Consider the following 19,722-nt stretch of genomic DNA (forward strand, 5'->3'; position numbering starts at 1 on the left):
GAAAAATATTGAAATGAATCCCTTTTTGCCGATAGAAAGGAAAAAGGCAAAACGGAGTGATTCGGCTTGTATACCGAAAACAACATCATAGATATAGAAAAAGCGATCGAGATTTATCGCGAATCAAACATGTCGACGCTCTCCATGATGGAATATGTCATTTTACTGCTAAATGGCTTGCGAAAAAATGTTCAATTATGCGGAGAAGCAATCATAGCGAACAATGCCGAGCAACTAGATCATTCATTGCAAAAAGCGCAGCAATTCATTTTCGAGCTCATGACGACAATTGACCATGACGCAGAAGACAGCGAAAAGCATTTGCTGCTTTATATTCATTTGAATCAATGCCTCGTCAACGTCAAACTGACAAAAACAGATCGTAAAATCGCACATGTCGATGAAATCATTCAACAATTAATCGCCTCATGGGAAGTTGCGAAACAAGTGACGAGACGAAGGAATTTCCAAACGGATCAATTATAGCGATATAAAATCCATCGATAACGTTACTTTTCGTTGCAAAAACGACAACCGCCAATTGAACAACGACAAGTTCAATTGGCGGTATTGAAAATAAGATTTATATGCCGTATATAATTCTTTTTTTTGTGAAAAGAGGTGTTTATGCGCCGTTTTAAAGTGCAAGTTATTCGTTGTTGAATATCGTTGTGTGCTGAACTGAGTTGCTTATGCGTTATTTAATAGAAAGTTTTCATGATAGGGTTGAGAGAAAAACTCATGAGCGTTTTATTTCCCTTTAAACTTCGGCTTCCGCTTCTCGGCAAACGCTGTTAGTGCTTCGATCCGGTCTTCAGTCGGTATTGTTATTTCATACGCTTTCCGCTCAATCGCGAGCCCTGTTTGCAAGTCAGTGTTCATGCCGTGTTTAATAGCAAACTTTGCTTGCTGCAATGCAATAGGGCCGTTCGATAGCAGTGTGTCAGTAAATTGGCCAATCACATCGTCCATTTCAGCAGCAGAAGCAGTTTGCGTCAAAATACCGTATTGCAAAGCTTCTGCCGCATTTAGCTTGCGAGCTGTCAAAATCAATTCAAGAGCTTTCGCTTCGCCAATTAATCTCGGCAATCTTTGTGTGCCGCCAGCCCCTGGGATAATGGCAAGTCCTGTTTCTGTAAGTCCCATGATGGCAGTATCTACCGCAAAACGGAAATCGCAGGATAGCGCTAATTCCATACCGCCGCCGAATGCATAGCCGTTTAATAGAGCAATCGTCGGCTGTGGCAACTGTTCAATTGCTGTAAACACTTCGCCAATTTTATAAATATTCCGTTTCACTTGCTGGTCTGTCAATGTCTTACGTTCTTTTAGGTCAGCCCCCACGCTGAAAGCACGCTCCCCGGATCCTGTGAATAAAACAACACGAATATCAGGATTGATTCGGATGGATTCGACAACCTGTCCTAATTCGGACAACATGTCATAGTTGAACGCATTCATCGCCTCTGGTCGATTAAGCGTTACACGTGCGATATGCCCCTTTTGCTCGAATTGAATCGTTTTCAAAATGATTCCCCCTGTCTTTCGAAGTTACTACGAACATATCATTTTTTACTCGTATGTGCTATGAAAATAGTACTTTTAAAAAGAATAGTAAAAATAATAAGTGTTTGCTATACTGATTGCAGTAAGGGGTGAGGCGATGGGTTTTCATATATTCGTAGGCAGACAGCCGATTTTGGATCGGAATGGGCAAGTATTCGGCTATGAACTGCTCTATCGAAATAGCGAAAAAAATGTTTTTCCCGACGTAGATCCTGAAAAGGCGACCATTCAATTGCTCGTCAATACGTTTCTGTCAATCGGAATCGACCGGGTCGTTGGAAAATCTTTATCATTTATTAACTTTACCGGCGAGCTTTTAACGAAAGATCTATTTACAAGCTTACATCCGGAATGTGTCGTCATAGAAATATTGGAAGACGTTGAAATAACCCCTTCACTTATTACAAGGATCCGCCAGCTTAAACGAGAAGGGTTTCGATTGGCGTTAGATGACTTTGTTATGCAAGAGCAATATGCTATACATACTGAATTGTTTCATTTAATCGATTTCGTAAAAGTGGATTATATGGCAGTTGAAAAGAATGAGCGCAAAAACATAGAAAAATTTATTAAAAGCTATCCGCATATTCGGATGTTAGCTGAAAAAATTGAGACGAAAGAGCAATTCGAAGAAGCAAAGAAGAGTGGATATGATCTGTTTCAAGGGTATTTTTTCTCGAAGCCTGAAATTATTAAAGGGGTCGAAATTCCATCAAACTTCAATTTGCATTTGCGAATTATCGAGAAGTTAAATGAAGAGACGCCAAATATAAATGAAATCGCAAGAATGATATTGCAAGACATTTCACTAACGTATAAGTTGTTAAGATTCATCAACTCTATGCACTTCAGCATTCCGAAAAAAGTTCGCTCCATCAAGCAGGCAATTGTCATTATCGGATTGCGTGGCATGCGGAAATGGATGCGTATCCTAACGCTGCAAGATATTGGTGAGACATCCGGAGAGGGACGTATTAAAGCATTAGTTTCCTTCTCGCTATCGAGAGGAAGAATGTGCGAGCTATTAGCGATACATAAAGGAAAAGACAATACGGATGAGTACTTTTTCGCTGGGATGTTCTCTTTAATGGATGCCATTATGGGAAGAAGCTATGAAGAAATTTTGTCGCTTATCCCACTTTCAGAAACAGTGGCAATGACACTCCAAGGCGGCAAGACAGAAATGACGCCTTATCTTGACCTTGCGATCGCAATGGAACGTTTTGATTGGGAAAATGTCCGAAAACACGCGAAAACGATTGGCATTGAGGATCGGAAGTTAAGTGAAATATCTCGTCAGGCGAACCTCTGGGCACAAACTTTGGATTAAGGTGTATGCTGTGTTACATAAAGACGAATAGTTTACTCTATAGCGAAAAGCCTGAATGTAAACATTGATATGCTCAACATTCCAATTTCAATCAATTTCACGTAGAATGTTAAGCAGGAGTTGATACGAATGAAAACGACAATCGTCACTGACAGCACGGCCTATTTGCCTGCTGACAAAATAAAAGAATTGAATATACATGTCGTTCCTCTAACTGTAACTATTGACGGACAAGCATATGAAGAGGAAATTGACATTACATCGGAACAGTTTTACGACAAAGTGCGTGGTGATGGACCACTTCCAAAAACATCTCAACCGCCAGTTGGACGATTTGCACAGCTTTTTGAATCTTTTGTAGGGGAATACGATGCAGCCATTTCAATCCATTTATCAAGTGGCATAAGTGGCACATATGCTGGAGCTACTCAAGCAGGGGAAATGGTAAAGGGAATCGATGTATATACATTCGACTCGGAGCTTTCTTGCTATATGCAAGGGTTTTACGTCTTGCGTGCTGCAGAAATGGCGAAAGAAGGAGCCTCTCCTGAAACGATTATGGCGGAGCTCAATGAAATGAAAAAAACGATGCGCGCCTACTTTATGGTAGACGACCTGTCCCATTTACAACGTGGCGGTAGACTTTCAGGAGCACAAGCAATCATCGGCGGATTACTACAAGTAAAACCGATTTTGCACTTCGAGAACAAAGTCATTGTACCATTCGAAAAAATCCGTACACGCAAAAAAGCGATGAAACGAATTTCGGACATGCTAACAGAAGATGCAGCCAAAATGCCGTTAGAGGCAGCAATCATCCACGCCAACCAGCCCGAAGAAGCAGAAGCGTGGAAAAACGAATTGTCCGCACAACTGCCAAACGTACAATTTACAATCAGCCACTTCGGCCCAGTAATCGGAACACATTTAGGTGAGGGTTCGATGGGACTTGGATGGGTACAAACAAAAGCGTAGAACGCCGTTTAGCCTCGACAGGCGTTGGAGGGCTTGAACATAAGGCGCTTTTTGCCTTATGCTTCAAGACCGAAACGACCCGAGAGGCTGGCGTTCGGAGCTGGATGGTAACAAAAGCGTAGGGCGGCGTTTAGCTCCGACAGGCGTTGGAAGATAGGAAACTAAGGCGCTCTTTGCCTTAGCTTCCTATCTGAAACGACCCGAGGAGCTGCCGCCCGGAGTCTGGATGATCCCAAAAGCGTAGGGCGGCGTTTAGCTCCGACAGGCGTTGGCCGACTAAGAGCGCCGCGTCCTGCGGCAACGTCGGCACTAATACGTAACGCCTGCATGACTTGCGTCGTGCAGGCCCAAACGACCCGAGCAGCTGCCCCTCGAAGATATAGACGTGGCAAATTGATGATGAAATAAATAACAAACCGAAAGGAGTGTTGCTTATGTCAAAACCATTCGACACCGCATTGAGGGATTTCTTGAGCGGACGTATTTGGTTGCGCATGCACACTCCTTTTGTGCGTGAAATGATCGATGAACATATCGAAGCTGGGCATATCAAAACGATTAAAGGCATCGTTACGAATAAAGGCATGGTGAATCAAACAAGCCACTTTTGCAATAGATGCGAAAATAAAGATCCATCCCGCTTCACGACATTCCATTGTGCTAAATGCGAAGGTCCATGTACATATTGTAGACAATGTTTGAAGATGGGAAGGGTATCTTCTTGCACAGAGTTGATTGTTTGGAACGGCGATCCGATTGAATTTGCGACTGAACATGCAATGTCTTGGCAAGGAAAACTGACTCCTGCCCAACAGCAAGCAGCGGACGATTTAACGATCAGCACGGAAAAACGGAAACCGCATTTAATTTATGCAGTTTGCGGTTCTGGAAAGACTGAAATGCTGTTCGAGCCAATTCACAAAGCGCTAACGGAAGGAAAACGGATTTGCATAGCAGCTCCCCGCGTAGATGTCATTCTTGAATTAGAGCCCCGGCTTAAGCAAGCATTTCCCCTAACATCGATCGAGGCATTATATGGCGGAGCAGAATTGACAGGTGAAGCAGCGCAGCTCATTTTGGCGACAACTCACCAACTTTACCGTTTCCGCCATGCATTTGATGTTATTTTTGTTGATGAGGCGGATGCATTTCCATACACAGCTGACGAAACGTTGCGCAAAGCTGTCCGAAAAGCGGCCAAACGTAATGCGCCGATCCATTTTGTTACAGCAACCCCTTCGGATCAGCTCATTAATGAAATCAGAAGGACAGGTACCGTCACGACAATCAACCGCCGATACCACGGACATCCATTGCCTCTTCCACGATTTATTTCTTTATGGAACTATGAAAAGCAGATTCGCAAAGGGAGACTGCCGAAAAAGTTGAACAATTGGACAATGGAACGTCTTGAAAAACGAGAACCGTTCCTCATTTTCTTCCACAACATCGGTTTAATGGAAATGGCAGAGCCGTTGTTCAAAAAATTAGATGAGCGGATCCGCTCAGTTCATGCCGCGCACCCGGAACGGAAAAAACATGTTCAAGCGCTTCGCAATGAAGAGCTTCCCGGGTTGCTAACGACAACAATTTTGGAACGAGGCATTACAATTCCAAACATCCAAGTGGCTGTTGTAGGAGCTGAACAGAAAATCTTCGATAAAGGAGCACTCATTCAAATTGGCGGGAGAGTTGGCCGAGCTGTCAAATTCCCGGACGGAGAATTTGTACTTTTCCATAACGGAATCACCTATGCAATGGATGAAGCGAAAAGGGAAATCGAAAAATTGAACCGGGGAGGCGTAAGAGTATGAGCGTATGCCTACTTTGTGATCAAACGTTAGAAAGTTCAATTGGGTGGCAAGATTTAATCGGTATTAAAAAAACAATAAATCTTTGCAATGACTGTTCAAAACAGTTTGAACGCGCCGACATAATAGAAGAAGGGGAAACGATTGACAAAATTACTTCTTTATATACATACAACGAAGCGATGCGAGAATTTCTCCATCAATACAAATTTCTGCAGGATATCGCATTGGCACATGTCTTCGCGCATGATTTAAAAAGTGTACTCAATGAAAAAGAAGTAATTATCGTTCCGATCCCGATGCATCCAGCGAAAAAAATTGAACGCACATTTGCGCATGTAGACGAACTGCTTAAAGCAGCGAACATCCCGTTCATTCATTTGCTTGAAAAAGTCAGCACAGAAGTAATGGGAGAAAAGTCAAAAGAAGAGCGGCTCGCCATGAAGCCGTTATTTAAGATCAAACCGGGTATTGAATTAAACAATCAACATTACATACTCATAGACGACATTTATACAACTGGCACGACGTTGAACCAAGCAGCCGCTCTTTTGAAAGAGGCGGGAGCGAAAAAAGTGGAAGCCGTCACACTGATCCGAGCTGAAACAATGAATCAATAGGAGGATACATTATGGCAGAGTTACGAAATTGTCCAACTTGCGGAGAGTTTTTCAACTACACAGGGATTCGCGATGTTTGCGCTAAATGTGCTCGCGATGAAGAAAAAATGTACGAAGAAGTATATCGTTTCCTTAGAAGGCGTGAAAACCGTGCAGCAACAATCGAAAGAATCGTTGAAGCAACCGGCGTAACGGAGGAATTGTTGCACAAATGGGTACGAAAAGGCCGACTGCAACCAGCCCTCTTCCCAAACTTAGGCTACCCATGCGACAACTGCGGCAAGCTCACCCAAAAAGGCAAGCTATGCGACAGTTGCACCGAAGATTTGAAAAAAGACTTGCGTACATTCGAAGCAGCACAAGAATTCCGAGAAGCAGTAGTAGAATCCGATCGAGGCACTTATCTCGCTGAACAGCGTAAAAACCGGTAGTTTAAACTGCCGGTTTTTGCGTTGAATGAATCTTATACAATGGAAAGACTTCGCAACGCAATGTAGAAAGCTCGCATCCCACCGTATTGGGCCTGCATCACGCTGTAGATCATTTTCAACACAAACGTACGGGTCTTGCAACGCAATGTAGATCGTATGCAACACAATGATGAACTGGCCACGCAACGCAAGTAGAAAAATCGCAACACAACATCGCACACATACCTAAACACAATATTCAAACCATCATCCCACTTCATCCGCCAACCGAACCGATTTCCCAATTCGTACGAAAGACCCTAAACCTTCTTGATTTTGAACCGAAATAAGGTACAAGGGAAAAACTTTTGAAAGGAGCGAAACGATGAAAATTAATAAAATGAACATTCCACCGGTTAATCCGTACCGTACAAACCAGGTGAAATCCGAACAGGCGAATAATCAGCCGAAGATGAACCGCGACAAATTGGAAATTTCATCGCAAGCAAAACAACTATCTGAAGTATCCACATTTGCAGCGGAGCGGAAAGAACGCATTCAGGAACTGAAAGCGCAAATCAAATCGGGTGAGTATAAAGTAGAGCCGGAAAAATTGGCTGAAAACCTGATCAAGTATTACAAGAAATAATATTATGAATGAAAGCAGGGATCCGCATGTCCATTGAAGCAATCCTGTCTATACTTGACAACTTGGAGAAATTGCATAAGAGCCTGCTTCGCATCGCGCACGACAAGACAGCACTCATTAAAAGTGGCGATGTCCAAGGAATCGATGCATTACTAAAAGAAGAACAGGCCCATTTGGCCGCCATCGTCCAAATGGAAAAAGAACGCCAGCAAAAGGTCATCGGCTATATGAACGGACAAGGAAGTCCCGTATCGATGAACCCGACAGTATCTGAGCTGATCGAAGCAACGCCCGAACCGGACAAACAACGTCTCAGGGAGGCGAAGGACCGTCTCCTGCATGCGATTCATGAATTGAAATGGCAAAACGACCTCAACCAAAAATTAACATATCAATCCCTTCAATTCGTGAATCTGTCGCTGGACATGGTCCGTCCACGTCCGGAATCGGCAAACTACTCAAAGAACGAAATTGAAGGCAAAAAAGAAGTGAAAGACATTCCGTCTTTCGATTCACAAGCTTAGGAGGAACAACATGCGCTCAACATTTATGGGGCTTGAAACAAATAAACGTGGCCTCTACACACAGCAATCAGCTCTTTATACAACTGGACATAACATCTCAAACGCCAACACTTTAGGCTACTCCCGCCAGCGGGTCAACATGCAGGCGACACCAGGCTTTCCGGGAGTTGGTCTGAACACGCCAACGATGCCTGGTTTCCTCGGAACTGGTGTGGAGGCTGGTTCGATCCAACGAATTCGCGATTCGTTTATAGATCAGCAATATAGACAGGAAGCGAATAAGTTAGGCTATTGGGGAGCAAGGTCAAATGCCATTTCGCAAATGGAAGATATTTTGACAGAGCCTTCCCAATACGGTCTTCAAAAATCTCTTAGCGAGTTTTGGCAGTCCCTTGAGGATCTTTCCGTCAATCCTGAAAACGGAGGGGCGAGAAAAGTCGTTAACCAGCGCGGGATGGCAGTTGCAGATTCCTTTAAATATATGTACAATTCCTTGACGGAAATTCAGTCGGATATCGGAAAAGAAATTGAAATCGGAGCAAAAGACGTTAATTCTTTGCTGAAGCAAATTGCAGACTTAAACCGTCAAATTTCGGAAGTAGAACCAAACGGCTACTTGCCGAACGATCTATATGATGCACGAGACATATTGATTGATCAGCTTTCCGAGTTCTTCCCAATAGAAGTTTCATATGAAAAATCAGGCGGGCGTGCATTGGCGATTGCTGAGGGAAGCGCGACGATTAGTTTGAAAATGAAAGATGGATCTAAGGTTAATTTAGTCCAAGGAAATAGTGCGGGGAAAATCGAAACGAATCCTGCTTCTTTGTCAGCGCAGGAAGGCATCGATGGTTTGAGAATCACTAGACCAAACGGAACTTCTTTAGAAGTTAACCATAGTAATTTGCTTGATAATGGAAAAATGAAATCGTTGATGAATTCATTTGGAGTAAGCGGAACAGACGGTCCGGAAGGTTTATATCCTGATATGCTTGAGCAGTTGAATCGGATGGCTCAAGAGTTTGCTAATGCTTTTAATGATATTCATAGAGGTGGAAGAGATTTAAACGGCAACAAAGGCGATGATTTCTTTACTTCTACGGATGGCAGCGAGATTACTGCAGGCAATATTACTGTAAATGAAGCAATTCAAAAAGATCCTTCTCTGATTGCGGCGTCTAACGCTGATCCCGATTCGGATGATCCGATTAAAGAAGAAGGGAACGGCAACAATGCCAAAAGATTAGCCGGAATGCAATTCGATGAGTTAACTGGGTTGGATAATGCGACAATCCAATCCTACTTCCAAGGCTTAATTGGTCAATTAGGAGTAGACGGTCAGCAAGCGGACAAAATGACATACAATACAGCAACGCTTTTAGGTGCTGTCGAACATCGCCGCGCATCCATCAGTTCCGTTTCGTTAGATGAAGAAATGACGAATATGATTCAATTTCAGCAAGCGTATAATGCTTCCGCAAGAATGATTACAGTGATTGACGAAACATTAGATAAAATCATTAACGGCATGGGTGTAGCCGGCAGGTAAGAAAGGGGAAATAAGTAAATGCGTGTAACACAATCAATGCTTTCAAATAATATGCTTCGTAACTTATCAAATAGTTATTCAAAAATGGGACGATTGCAAGACCAGCTAACTACTCAAAAAAAGGTTAATCGGCCATCCGATGACCCTGTCGTTGCGATGAAAGGCATGGCCTACAGAATGCAAGTGGACAAGGTTGAACAATATCAACGCAATCTCGGCGAAGTACACAACTGGCTTGATACGTCTGATGATGCGCTTGACCAGGTCGGAGAAGCATTAAAACGGCTACAAGAATTAGTAGTCGATGCTGCAAACGATACAAAAACGCAAGAAGATCGTGAGAAAATTTTAGAAGAGATTAAACAATTACGTACGCAAATCCAAGACTTGGCGAATACGAAAGTTGGGGAAAAGCATTTGTTCTCGGGAACTAATACAGGAACCCCACTTTTTATAGACGGAGAAATGGTTGATGTAGACGATTTTCCTGGATTGAATAAGGATGTTTCTATTGGCGTTTTCGATGGAGTTCAACTCGTTGTAAATACTAACGGATCAAAACTTTTTTCGGATATCGATTCTATGATGAACGATATTATCAGCGAAATAGATAGTCAAACTGGCGGAGACACAAACGGCCCAGCTATTAGCAAATTCTTAACTAATATTGACGAACAACAAAACGCCGTATTAGAAGCTCGTGCAGACATCGGTGCCCGCCAAAATCGTGCAGAAATGATGGAACATCGTCTTGACACTCAAGAAGTCATTTCCAAAAAACAAATGTCCGAAAACGAAGACATTGACATTGAGAAAGTCATAACGGAAATGATTACACAAGAATCGGTCCATCGCGTCGCTCTATCTGTTGGAGCACGAATTATCCAACCGTCATTAGTCGATTTCCTAAGATAAAACAATTTTGGAGTTAGGCAACATGTTGTCTAACTCCATTTAACGATAAGGTGATTCGTATGAACATCCCACAGATTCAAATTCAAACAACAAAAGGCATCTTAGGCTTGCAAATTGACAAGCCAATTCAAGAGATTGAACAGCCAAAAGCATCGATGCAGCAAGAACAGCCAGCAGCCATCCTTGAGATGTCGACAACAAGACCGCAACTGTCCTTAGACACAACAGAAGCCCGCGCAGACATTGACCTAAAAGGCCCGTTACGCCGCGGTGACGAAAATGCCCAGTATGGAAGACAAAGCGCAATGGAAGGTATTGCAAGAAGAGCTCAAGAAGGTCAGCAAATGATGCAAATTGAAAATGGCGGAAACGCAATAGTGGATATAATTCGCCAGCAAACAACTCCTGCGCCAGCTCCACTGGGCATCCGTTTTGTAGGAGACAGAACGAAAATCCAAATGTCTTTCCAGAAAGGATCCTTAGACATTAATGTAACACCTCAAAAACCGATATTGGACGTGCAAATAAACAAACCAATCCATCATTACACACCTGGAAAAGTATCTGGAGTGATGGAGCAATATCCTTCTATACAAATTGATATTAAATGGTAAAAGAACGAGAAAATGCTCGTTCTTTTTTGCTAATTAAAATCGTGATAAGCTCAACATATAATAATAAAAAGGAGTAAACAGAATGAACATCCAAACAAAATTCCACGGTGATATTGAAATTTCAACTGATCAACTATGGACTTTCCCAAAAGGCATTCCCGGTTTCGAAAATGAACATAAATTCGTATTGCTTCCTATTGAAGGTAATACTACTTTCCAAGTGTTACAATCAACCAACAAATCAGAAGTGGCATTTGTCGTAACGAATCCATATACCTATGTAGATGATTACTCATTTGAAATCGACGAACCTACAATTGATGCGCTAAAAATAGAAAAAGAGGAAGATGTTTTCGTTTTAAGTGTCCTCACTTTAAAGCAACCGTTTGAAAAGTCGACAATCAATTTGCAAGCGCCTCTTATTTTCCAAATCAACAATCGAAAAGCGAAGCAAATGATCTTAAACGACAACCGTTTTGATCTTCGTCACCCAATTGGCATCGCGATAGAGAAAGGGGCAAAATAATATGTTAGTCCTCTCTCGGAAAGGCAATGAAACAATTAAGATCGGCAATGAGATTGAAATTAAAATAATAGAAGTAAAAGGCGATACAGTACGTATCGGTATTGAAGCCCCGAAAAACGTTGATATTTTACGTGGAGAATTGGTGAAATCCATTTCCGAAACAAATGCGGAAGCAATTACACTCGACAGTAGCCTATTTTCACAGCTTATCAAAAAAGATTAAAAGTACTGACCAGACACAATTCATTGTATACGATGAATTGTGTCTGCAGCTTAGTGAAACATCCAATTATTTGCTACGGAAAAAACCTCTTCAATTCACATTTCCAACATATTCTCCATAAAAACAAAAAAACTTTCAAAAAACGCTAAACTCATAACCTGCTTATCCGATAATAGAATTGTAAGCGGCAGAGAGTTCGGCCGGCTCCTCGCCGTGAGCATAAAAAATGGTTCACAAGGACGTGAACCAAACAAACACTCAAGGAGGAAATAACAATGATTATCAATCATAACATTGCGGCACTTAATACACACCGCCAACTTGGAGCGAACAACACAAACGCTTCTAAAAACTTAGAGAAACTTTCATCTGGTCTTAAAATCAACCGTGCAGGAGACGACGCAGCTGGTTTAGCGATCTCCGAAAAAATGCGTGGTCAAATCCGTGGTTTGGATATGGCTTCTAAAAACGCTCAAGACGGTATCTCTTTAATCCAAACAGCTGAAGGTGCATTGAACGAAACTCATTCAATCCTTCAACGTATGCGTGAACTTGCAGTTCAATCTGCAAACGATACTAATAATGATTCCGATCGTGCGGAACTTCAAAAAGAAGTTGATCAGTTAGCGGCGGAAATTACACGTATTGCTGAAAACACAGAATTCAATACAAAAAACCTTCTTGGCGAAAAAGGTTTTGAAGGAAAATTCCATATTGGTGCAAATACGGGACAAGATATTGATCTTAAAATCAATGATATGGGTGCCGAGGCATTAAAAGTGTTGACAAATTACAAAGCAGCTACTGAGGATGTTACAGTTGGTGCTGCTGCGGATGTTAGCTCTAAAACGCTTCAAAATGATGATGGTGATGCTGTAGCAGTTTTTGTTAATGATGGATATTATGCAATTGCTGACCTCGAAGCAAATGATGCTGGCGATGGTTTTGTAGTAAAAGAAGGCGCGAAAGCTATGGTAACAGCTACAGCAGCTGCAGCTGACGATGCAAAAGTAGGAAAAGCAATTGATATCTCATCTCAAACTTCAGCCTCTTCTGCAATTGAAACTATTAACAATGCAATTGAAACTGTATCTGCAGAACGTTCTAAACTCGGTGCTACACAAAACCGCTTAGAACACACAATCAATAACCTTGGAACTTCTTCCGAAAACCTAACTGCTGCAGAATCACGTATCCGTGACGTCGATATGGCGAAAGAAATGATGGAGTTCACAAAGAACAACATCTTGACTCAAGCAGCACAAGCTATGTTAGCTCAATCGAATCAAATGCCTCAAGGAGTACTACAACTTCTTCGGTAATATGATTGCATGGGCGTCTATATTAGCAATGATATAGATGATCACTGGGTGAATTGCTGGAACATCCTAAGAGCTCTTCTGCCACATCGGAACCGGAAACGGTAAACGCGACGGCCTGAAAAACGAAGAGATTGGACAATCAGCAGCGAAGCCCCTGTCGGGAAACCGTGGGGAACGTTCAACGACTAGGATATACCGTCTAAGGCGAACGCTATGACGATGAAATCCGTAGGGTGTTACGAGTCGTAACATTCGAAGTGCCCAGCCCCTTATAAGCTAGATGAGGGTGAAGATATAGTCTATTCTGTACTCGAAAGATACAGTCGCAAAGCAAGCGAACCAACAACCACAAGGCGTACTTCAACTTCTACGTTAATCTGGTTACTAAAACGCGGTCCGGGATTCCGGCCGCGTTTTTTATTTAAATATGTTTATCGACTAACTTAATCAGTTAAGGATGGAGGTATTTGTTTTGAAAAAATATAAAGTCCTTTTTAAAATAGAACCATTAATTAAAATTGATAAACCAATAAAAATTAATGATACGGTCCTATATTATAGGGGAGAGAATTTAATTGCTGAAATTTATGTTAGGGCAAGCAGTATCAGTGAAGCTGAGAAAATTGCAAACGAAGGTGTTTCAATAGTTGTAAATTCATTGTCTCAGGAATTAAAAAGTAGTGAAATAAAATTTGTATCTCATACAACAATTGATATCGCAGATGATGAAAAAATAATAAAGCATGCTAAAAATGATCTTCTCACAACATTTACTGTTCGTGTACCATTTACACAAGATATGTATTCTAAAGTTAAACGTAATGCGGATGGGGAGTGTGGATTGAAATGCATAGGGTTTGCACGACGCGATATCCCATCTTTGTCACTCCCTGTATGGGGAGTGTGGATTGAAATCAGCAACGGCGAAAGACCGTTATATCGGCAAAATCGTCACTCCCTGTATGGGGAGTGTGGATTGAAATACAACCGTAGTCATCGCTGTAAATACGAAAGCGCGTCACTCCCTGTATGGGGAGTGTGGATTGAAATACAAAACGTGTTAAATATCTACGATAAAAGTAACGGTCACTCCCTGTATGGGAGTGTGAATTGAAATCACGTCGAAGATAGCGTAGGTAAGGTAATATATGTCACTCCCTGTACTGGGAGTGTGGATTGAAATCCCAGCTCTTCACAGATTTTTAAGCAATACATCTGGTCACTCCCTGTACTGGGAGTGTGGATTGAAATACATCTTTGCAACCAGCTTCAGCCAATAATTGCTTGTCACTCCCTGTATTGGGAGTGTGGATTGAAATGACTGGAATCGCCATGATTTACGACCAACCATGAAGGTCTCCCTGCATTGGGAGTGTGGGTTGAAATCTTGAAACCTTGGGCATTTTACCATTTCGACAGTGACACTCCCTGTATGAGGAGTGTGGATTGAAATTGAAATACCCTCTTCTGTTGCTTACATATTGCTTTTTGTAAGTCACTCCCGGTAAAAAAGATGGCAAATGTAGTACATTCCATTGGCTGTAATCAAGCAGTCATCAAGCGAGGGCAGAGCCACCTATCAGGAAACAGGAAGCCCATCATAAAGTTTGTATTGAAATTGTCAGCGAAGTAAACTCATATCTCGACATTTAGGATGCATTGAACGAAGAAGAGAAATTACGAGTAGTGATGTGTATATGGGAGGGGACTGACACGAGTGCTGTTCGCTCATCGTACTGTATAAATATGTAGATAAACCAATAACGTTTGCAACAGCAAGGCCTTCTGCTTCTGTAGAGAGTCTTTTTTTATGTTGAACTATAAAAGGAGACACAGTATTTCTTAATATGAATTTTTGGAGCCTTGTCTTCTATTATTGTCTGGAGAACTTAGATACCGTTGAGGGAAATAGTGATGGAAAACGACTTGACTAACAGGAACATATATTCTATTATAAGATTAATACGAACGTATGTGTTCGTAAAAAGATGAAAGTAGGTGTCTAAATGGGACTTTATTATGTCAATATGAATCCCCAGCCGAATGGGGATCATGAAGTTCATGAGAGTACATGTAAGCGTTTACCTTCCTCTGCAAACCTTAAATATTTGGGGTCTTTTATTAATTGCAAGGGAGCAGTACTTGAAGCGAAGAAGTATTATGCAAAAGCAGATGGCTGTTATTATTGTTCAAATGAATGTCATAAGCGTTGACTCTAAAAGTGAGTAATTAAATTGGATGCGGGTATTATGTTTTTTTAGTGGCTTGCATCCTTTTATCGAAAAACTTTTGATGTAGATAGATAGTCGTTTTTTTCGACAGTCGACGAAGTGACTGAACAGTCAGAACTGGAAATGCCATCTGCTTGATAGACAGGATCCATGGTGTTATCAAGTATAGGGAATAAATAATTTGAAACTTATCATATGGATTAAGCCGATTTTGGTCGTCGATTATAAACTTCAATTTCATTTATCCCATAATAATTGTATGGAAAATTCATTTTCATCAGTAGGGAAGTTGTCGATTGATAATATGATTTTATTCGCCGTGCCATTAACGAACTTTACATAACCATCGTCCTGATACCACCATTTTAATGAACGCTCATTGTTGAAATTGAAAGGAATGAACAGATCTCATCTGTAATCAAGACTGAAGTCTTGGTAATATTTTAAGGATTGAAAGAAACCATTAGGAAAACAAATGATGCTGAACTTGTACGGCATCATTTGAATTAAGCATGTATGGGCAGCTTTTTTTAGGAGCTGCCTATTGTTAATTAGTAGACTGTATGTATTAGTTATTAAAGGTTGGTTGGAGGAAAAATCCATATTGCGCGGACCCAAAGTGAACATGAAAACATAGGGAGGTTCGCGCACAATCGCGCTTGAAACATCCTAAATTGGTAATTAATATGTTGGAATTTGACCTTGTAGTGATATGGAGACACAATATGTAGAATATAGTATAATGGCATATACAATACTTTGCGGTCACTCCCTGTATGGGGAGTGTGGATTGAAATTCAAACTCGCCCGTGCCCGTGCCCACGCGCTCGAGTCACTCCCTGTATGGGGAGTGTGGATTGAAATTATTTCTACGGATCCGATGACTTTCAGAAGCTGAAGTCACTCCCTGTATGGGGAGTGTGGATTGAAATGATAGTATCCGGTCAAGTCGATTGTGCAACGTTTCAGTCACTCCCTGTATGGGGAGTGTGGATTGAAATAAACCGTAATAGACAGGGTCCTTTTCCTCTTGATGTCACTCCCTGTATGGGGAGTGTGGATTGAAATTTTTGTTCGAATAACAGCAAATACTTCAAGGATATTGTCACTCCCTGTATGGAGACCGCTACCTTGACAGGGTATTGGTCTCTATTGTCACCCCTGTATTGAGAAAAAAATAAAACAGTAGGATCAGCCGCCAGCTCACAAAACAAGATTGCCCATTCGTGTTAACTTACGGGCAATCTTGTTCTATTGATATGCTGTTTAGTAGGTAGGTTGTTCTCTTTTCATTGGCACCACCTCATGTAGTGTAACCCCTTCTATATCCAGCTCCTCGATATGAATTTCATAGTCTGAAACATCACGTGCAGCTTCCACTTCTTCTTTTTTCCTGATCTGGATATTGTCGAACAGCATATGGGAAGGAGCGTTGCCGAATTTGCTGTCATGTTCAAACACATACAATCCGCGGGTTGCCATGATTCCTCTTGCGGCGGAGTGGTCGAGATCCCACATATTGACGAGCGCTTCCCAGAATACTTCAAGGTCCTCTTTTTTGACGCCAGTTTGCAATGCAAACGCCGGTGTATAATAGCCATAGGCAACGTAAAGCCCGTATGGCACGTAAGCTTTCCGTCCCATCTGGCCATGACGAGCTTCTGCTTCATCGTCACTTGCTTCTTTTTGGGCATCGTTGGCATTTGTCAAGGCAACCCTTGTGATCGTCATGTCAAAGGGTGTAATGGGGTCGATGGACCGGGCGAATGTCAATTGCATCGGGCCTCGGACTTGTCCTGCATTATATTGTTTTCCAGACATGACGGCACCAAACATGCGAACATCAAAGTAATGTGAACACATCCAGTTCCGTGCATCTTTTATGGTATTTGCAGAAGGCTTTTCATCGTTTTCATATCCTAATGCCTCGTATGATTTTTGCTGTTCACGGGAAAGGATTCCTCGATGTTTCACATAAATATCAAAGCCTACCTGATCACCTCGGGTTATTTGAACGTAATTGCGGATTTTTCTTTTTAGTGCGACGTCCGTGACGAGTCCTTGCATCGTTTCAACGTCAACACGTGGAAGATTGCCGGCATCAGGATCGCCGTTTGCATTTCCGTCCCGCACGTCGAACACTAACATGAAATCATAACGTTTTTCTGGATCATTTAATTGGTGGTACATTCGATTTCCTCCCTTTTTGTCCACAAGTCCTCTTTTTCGTGATAATAGCCAAGTGCAAACTCTGCTTGCTGCGATAAATTCAGAGATGAAGGTAATTCTTCAATAGTATTTAGAAGTTTGCTCAGTCTTTTGTCTAAATTAATTGCACGTCCTTTGTTGTTACTACTGATTTTTACTAGGTGGTATTGGGCGTTTTTAATCAGCATACCTGTAATAGCCCGTGGGACAGTTGAAGCTGAGCCAAAATATCGGCTGCTTAACGTATCTTTTGATCCGGTTGCTTCTCCTTGTATTTTTTCTAAGACTGCAAATACTCTCCCTAACGCATAGGCAGGTGCTGTATTTGTTTTGTCCGTTTTCACCGTCCATTCTCTCCCTTCGTTTTGACTGACTAACCAACTTTTCAAGACAGCTGCATGTGTAGGATACATCGTGCCTTCTGCTTGCACTCGCTTCAGCATGGCAACCAGAATGCGCCCGGGCAAAGGAGTACTTCGAAATGCCCAGTTGAACCAGTCCTGCACATCTATCCGCTTTAGCTGGGTGCTCGGTTTTTGATAGATGGCTCCTGCTAATGTATACAAATTGTACAGACGGCCACGGCCGATTTCCTGAGCCTCCAAAAACTTGATAATTCGTTCTTGAATCACGCCCATCGATTCTTCTAAGAAGCCCCTTACGACAAGACGTCCTTTATTTGCGGATAAGATGAGAAGACAGAAGTTATTAAAATTTGCTTTTTCCTGTCTTCCTTTGAATACTTGTAAATATTGATCTTTTATTTCATTTAGGTTTGCTTCATGCAAGAAAGACATTGCGGTTACAATATTCGCATCGGTTGAATTTCCCCGTAGCCAATAGACATACGTAAGATCTCCCACTGAAAACACATGTTCACCGTGATTTGCATTTGGCTCATTCTGTAAGAAATACTCCAATGCTTGTCCATACTTTTGCTCGCATACATAGCAGGTGGGAGAGATTAAAGAGTTCTTTAGATTGTGAGATTCATAGGCATTTTTATTGGCGGAAATCATTTTAGTTCGTTCTCGGTTGACAACAAAGTTGATGGAATGCCGTTCCATTACTGGGGCCTCTTCTCCGCAAAAGCTACAGTGAGTTACAAAAGATTTGCTATCAGGCTCTGGTTGGACTCGTCTTGACCAAAAACTTTGTACGGTCTTTGATTCATGCAAGTATCGTTCATCATCGATACGAAATACGACAAAGTCACCGTTTTTCATCTTGTCCGGATATGGGATTGGTTGATTTAGTGCTTTTAGCAAGGCTCTTGCATCCCTGTCGTCTGTTTCAGTAACAAACTCTTCTAATAGCTGCATGTAGGCTTTATGGCGGGCTACACTTCTCTCCTTCTCTTGTCCGGTAGGAGACCATCCAAATACGTAGTCAGGTTTATCAACAAATAGGATGGGATTTACTCCGCTGCCCGAACGAGCAATCGTTGGAACAGTCATCTCTATCCGTTCTGCATTGTTAAATGTTAGCTGGTCACCGTCAATATCTACAATCCAATCAATTTTCTTCCTTTGAAATCCAATGGGTGGAAAGAGATCAGGATGCTCTTCAGCGAATTCAATGAGCCGCTTTACGTACATGGCAATTCACCTCCTCGTATAGATGCTGGGGAATATACATAACACCTTCTTGCACCGAAGCGTTGAAAAAGTATGGAATTACGGTTGTCCCGTTTTTCGGATACCGATAATCGAAAAACATAGGTCCGATTTCTTCTGTCCAATTAATCGGTGTATCTGTTGCAGAGACTGGACCGAAATTAGCTGAAAACTCACGTGTACCGAGATACGGTCTTGAAAAACACTGTCCTTTTTGTACACGCCGAGTAAACATTGCCTCATATTTCTCAATTGGCTGTTCTGTATCAAGCTGAAGGACGATTTCCGCACAGATGATATAGGACACATCTTTTAAATACAAACTGTGCCGTAGCTGCCGCATATCATCCGCATACTTATCTTCCGGCTGCTCCATAAACTTTTTTGTAATGGAAGCTTTGCTATCCACTTCGTTTCTAATAATTGAGTGAAAAGTAGGATATTTTAGTGCGGAAATAGAACAGATACGGTATTGGAACTCTGGTTTCCATAGGATCGCTTCCAAAACACCCCGGGCAGCAGAGGCGGTCATGAGTGGATAACTGACCCGCTCCACTTTACCTTCTGGACGTGTGAATAGTGCGCCGTCTCCCCAAACTTTCACTTGAACTTTTGTAGTTCTTCTCAAGCAAT

At 41.9% G+C, this 19,722-nt stretch carries 20 protein-coding genes and 1 CRISPR repeat array; of the genes, 16 read left to right on the top strand and 4 right to left on the bottom strand.

Annotated elements, in window-relative coordinates; all coding sequences use genetic code 11:
* Positions 1–66 precede the first annotated feature (66 nt).
* Positions 67–486: a flagellar protein FliS gene (locus WFH04_RS00180; RefSeq protein WP_336822021.1), complete on the top strand. Its 420-nt coding sequence runs from the start codon at positions 67–69 to the stop codon at positions 484–486.
* A 264-nt stretch (positions 487–750) separates the two neighbouring features.
* Here the strand turns inward: WFH04_RS00180 and WFH04_RS00185 are convergent, their stop codons facing one another.
* Positions 751–1,527, bottom strand: coding sequence for an enoyl-CoA hydratase-related protein (locus WFH04_RS00185; RefSeq protein ID WP_336822022.1), 777 nt, complete (start codon positions 1,525–1,527; stop codon positions 751–753).
* Between the two features lie 136 nt (positions 1,528–1,663).
* Here WFH04_RS00185 and WFH04_RS00190 point away from each other — a divergent pair, with 136 nt between their 5' ends.
* The 15 genes from WFH04_RS00190 (at position 1,664) to WFH04_RS00255 (ending at position 15,608) form a co-directional block, all read left to right on the top strand.
* Positions 1,664–2,896 (top strand): EAL and HDOD domain-containing protein, encoded by a 1,233-nt coding sequence (locus WFH04_RS00190; RefSeq protein WP_336822023.1) that lies wholly within the window; start codon positions 1,664–1,666, stop codon positions 2,894–2,896.
* Between the two features lie 129 nt (positions 2,897–3,025).
* Positions 3,026–3,871 (top strand): DegV family protein, encoded by an 846-nt coding sequence (locus WFH04_RS00195; protein ID WP_336822024.1) that lies wholly within the window; start codon positions 3,026–3,028, stop codon positions 3,869–3,871.
* A 434-nt stretch (positions 3,872–4,305) separates the two neighbouring features.
* Positions 4,306–5,685: an ATP-dependent helicase ComFA gene (locus WFH04_RS00200; protein WP_336822025.1), complete on the top strand. Its 1,380-nt coding sequence runs from the start codon at positions 4,306–4,308 to the stop codon at positions 5,683–5,685.
* Positions 5,682–6,302, top strand: a complete 621-nt coding sequence (locus WFH04_RS00205; RefSeq protein WP_336822026.1) for a ComF family protein — start codon at positions 5,682–5,684, stop codon at positions 6,300–6,302. Before WFH04_RS00200 ends, WFH04_RS00205 begins: the two co-directional genes overlap by 4 nt.
* Positions 6,303–6,313: 11 nt before the next feature.
* The gene (locus WFH04_RS00210) at positions 6,314–6,733 is read left to right on the top strand and encodes a TIGR03826 family flagellar region protein (RefSeq protein WP_336822027.1); all 420 of its coding nucleotides are present in this window, start codon (positions 6,314–6,316) and stop codon (positions 6,731–6,733) included.
* Between the two features lie 364 nt (positions 6,734–7,097).
* Positions 7,098–7,361: a flagellar biosynthesis anti-sigma factor FlgM gene (gene flgM, locus WFH04_RS00215; RefSeq protein WP_336822028.1), complete on the top strand. Its 264-nt coding sequence runs from the start codon at positions 7,098–7,100 to the stop codon at positions 7,359–7,361.
* Positions 7,362–7,387: 26 nt separating this feature from the next.
* Entirely contained in the window at positions 7,388–7,885 is a 498-nt protein-coding gene (locus WFH04_RS00220) for a flagellar protein FlgN (RefSeq protein ID WP_336822029.1), read from the top strand.
* A gap of 10 nt (positions 7,886–7,895) precedes the next feature.
* Positions 7,896–9,434 carry a flagellar hook-associated protein FlgK gene (gene flgK, locus WFH04_RS00225; RefSeq protein WP_336822030.1) on the top strand — a complete coding sequence of 513 codons (1,539 nt, stop codon included), beginning with the start codon at positions 7,896–7,898 and terminating at the stop codon, positions 9,432–9,434.
* Positions 9,435–9,452: 18 nt separating this feature from the next.
* The gene (gene flgL / locus WFH04_RS00230) at positions 9,453–10,349 is read left to right on the top strand and encodes a flagellar hook-associated protein FlgL (protein WP_336822031.1); all 897 of its coding nucleotides are present in this window, start codon (positions 9,453–9,455) and stop codon (positions 10,347–10,349) included.
* A 59-nt stretch (positions 10,350–10,408) separates the two neighbouring features.
* Positions 10,409–10,963 (top strand): DUF6470 family protein, encoded by a 555-nt coding sequence (locus WFH04_RS00235; RefSeq protein WP_336822032.1) that lies wholly within the window; start codon positions 10,409–10,411, stop codon positions 10,961–10,963.
* Between the two features lie 82 nt (positions 10,964–11,045).
* A complete protein-coding gene (fliW, locus tag WFH04_RS00240; RefSeq protein ID WP_336822033.1) occupies positions 11,046–11,489 on the top strand; it encodes a flagellar assembly protein FliW in 444 nt (147 codons plus the stop codon).
* 1 nt (position 11,490) lies between these two features.
* On the top strand, positions 11,491–11,712 hold the full coding sequence (csrA, locus tag WFH04_RS00245; RefSeq protein ID WP_336822034.1) for a carbon storage regulator CsrA: 222 nt from the start codon (positions 11,491–11,493) through the stop codon (positions 11,710–11,712).
* Positions 11,713–11,987: 275 nt separating this feature from the next.
* Positions 11,988–13,034 carry a flagellin N-terminal helical domain-containing protein gene (locus WFH04_RS00250; RefSeq protein ID WP_336822035.1) on the top strand — a complete coding sequence of 349 codons (1,047 nt, stop codon included), beginning with the start codon at positions 11,988–11,990 and terminating at the stop codon, positions 13,032–13,034.
* A gap of 472 nt (positions 13,035–13,506) precedes the next feature.
* Positions 13,507–14,148 carry a hypothetical protein gene (locus tag WFH04_RS18295; RefSeq protein WP_408020150.1) on the top strand — a complete coding sequence of 214 codons (642 nt, stop codon included), beginning with the start codon at positions 13,507–13,509 and terminating at the stop codon, positions 14,146–14,148.
* Between the two features lie 1,298 nt (positions 14,149–15,446).
* Positions 15,447–15,608 carry a hypothetical protein gene (locus tag WFH04_RS00255; RefSeq protein ID WP_336822036.1) on the top strand — a complete coding sequence of 54 codons (162 nt, stop codon included), beginning with the start codon at positions 15,447–15,449 and terminating at the stop codon, positions 15,606–15,608.
* A 421-nt stretch (positions 15,609–16,029) separates the two neighbouring features.
* A CRISPR array of direct repeats spans positions 16,030–16,333; the repeat unit is 33 nt; unit sequence GTCACTCCCTGTATGGGGAGTGTGGATTGAAAT.
* Positions 16,334–16,531: 198 nt separating this feature from the next.
* On the opposite strand, the gene cas7c is transcribed toward WFH04_RS00255, so the two are convergent.
* Genes cas7c through cas5c form a run of 3 tightly spaced genes read right to left on the bottom strand, consistent with a single transcriptional unit; the run spans position 16,532 to position 19,717 of the window.
* Positions 16,532–17,455 carry a type I-C CRISPR-associated protein Cas7/Csd2 gene (gene cas7c, locus WFH04_RS00260; RefSeq protein WP_336822037.1) on the bottom strand — a complete coding sequence of 308 codons (924 nt, stop codon included), beginning with the start codon at positions 17,453–17,455 and terminating at the stop codon, positions 16,532–16,534.
* Positions 17,440–19,071 (bottom strand): type I-C CRISPR-associated protein Cas8c/Csd1, encoded by a 1,632-nt coding sequence (gene cas8c, locus WFH04_RS00265; RefSeq protein WP_336822038.1) that lies wholly within the window; start codon positions 19,069–19,071, stop codon positions 17,440–17,442. Before cas8c ends, cas7c begins: the two co-directional genes overlap by 16 nt.
* On the bottom strand, positions 19,049–19,717 hold the full coding sequence (gene cas5c / locus WFH04_RS00270) for a type I-C CRISPR-associated protein Cas5c (RefSeq protein WP_336822039.1): 669 nt from the start codon (positions 19,715–19,717) through the stop codon (positions 19,049–19,051). Before cas5c ends, cas8c begins: the two co-directional genes overlap by 23 nt.
* Positions 19,718–19,722: the final 5 nt, after the last annotated feature.

This window comes from Sporosarcina sp. USHLN248 (assembly GCF_037144575.1).
Taxonomy (GTDB): domain Bacteria; phylum Bacillota; class Bacilli; order Bacillales_A; family Planococcaceae; genus Sporosarcina; species Sporosarcina contaminans.

Excerpts from the sequence above, each read along its gene's own strand:
- WFH04_RS00195 (WP_336822024.1), top strand. The coding sequence starts at position 3,026 with ATGAAAACGACAATCGTCACTGACAGCACGGCCTATTTGCCTGCTGAC.
- WFH04_RS00250 (WP_336822035.1), top strand. The coding sequence starts at position 11,988 with ATGATTATCAATCATAACATTGCGGCACTTAATACACACCGCCAACTT.
- cas7c (WP_336822037.1), bottom strand. The coding sequence starts at position 17,455 with ATGTACCACCAATTAAATGATCCAGAAAAACGTTATGATTTCATGTTA.
- WFH04_RS00205 (WP_336822026.1), top strand. The coding sequence starts at position 5,682 with ATGAGCGTATGCCTACTTTGTGATCAAACGTTAGAAAGTTCAATTGGG.
- cas8c (WP_336822038.1), bottom strand. The coding sequence starts at position 19,071 with ATGTACGTAAAGCGGCTCATTGAATTCGCTGAAGAGCATCCTGATCTC.
- WFH04_RS00200 (WP_336822025.1), top strand. The coding sequence starts at position 4,306 with ATGTCAAAACCATTCGACACCGCATTGAGGGATTTCTTGAGCGGACGT.
- flgM (WP_336822028.1), top strand. The coding sequence starts at position 7,098 with ATGAAAATTAATAAAATGAACATTCCACCGGTTAATCCGTACCGTACA.
- flgK (WP_336822030.1), top strand. The coding sequence starts at position 7,896 with ATGCGCTCAACATTTATGGGGCTTGAAACAAATAAACGTGGCCTCTAC.
- csrA (WP_336822034.1), top strand. The coding sequence starts at position 11,491 with ATGTTAGTCCTCTCTCGGAAAGGCAATGAAACAATTAAGATCGGCAAT.
- WFH04_RS00190 (WP_336822023.1), top strand. The coding sequence starts at position 1,664 with ATGGGTTTTCATATATTCGTAGGCAGACAGCCGATTTTGGATCGGAAT.
- flgL (WP_336822031.1), top strand. The coding sequence starts at position 9,453 with ATGCGTGTAACACAATCAATGCTTTCAAATAATATGCTTCGTAACTTA.
- fliW (WP_336822033.1), top strand. The coding sequence starts at position 11,046 with ATGAACATCCAAACAAAATTCCACGGTGATATTGAAATTTCAACTGAT.
- WFH04_RS00210 (WP_336822027.1), top strand. The coding sequence starts at position 6,314 with ATGGCAGAGTTACGAAATTGTCCAACTTGCGGAGAGTTTTTCAACTAC.
- WFH04_RS00220 (WP_336822029.1), top strand. The coding sequence starts at position 7,388 with ATGTCCATTGAAGCAATCCTGTCTATACTTGACAACTTGGAGAAATTG.
- WFH04_RS00235 (WP_336822032.1), top strand. The coding sequence starts at position 10,409 with ATGAACATCCCACAGATTCAAATTCAAACAACAAAAGGCATCTTAGGC.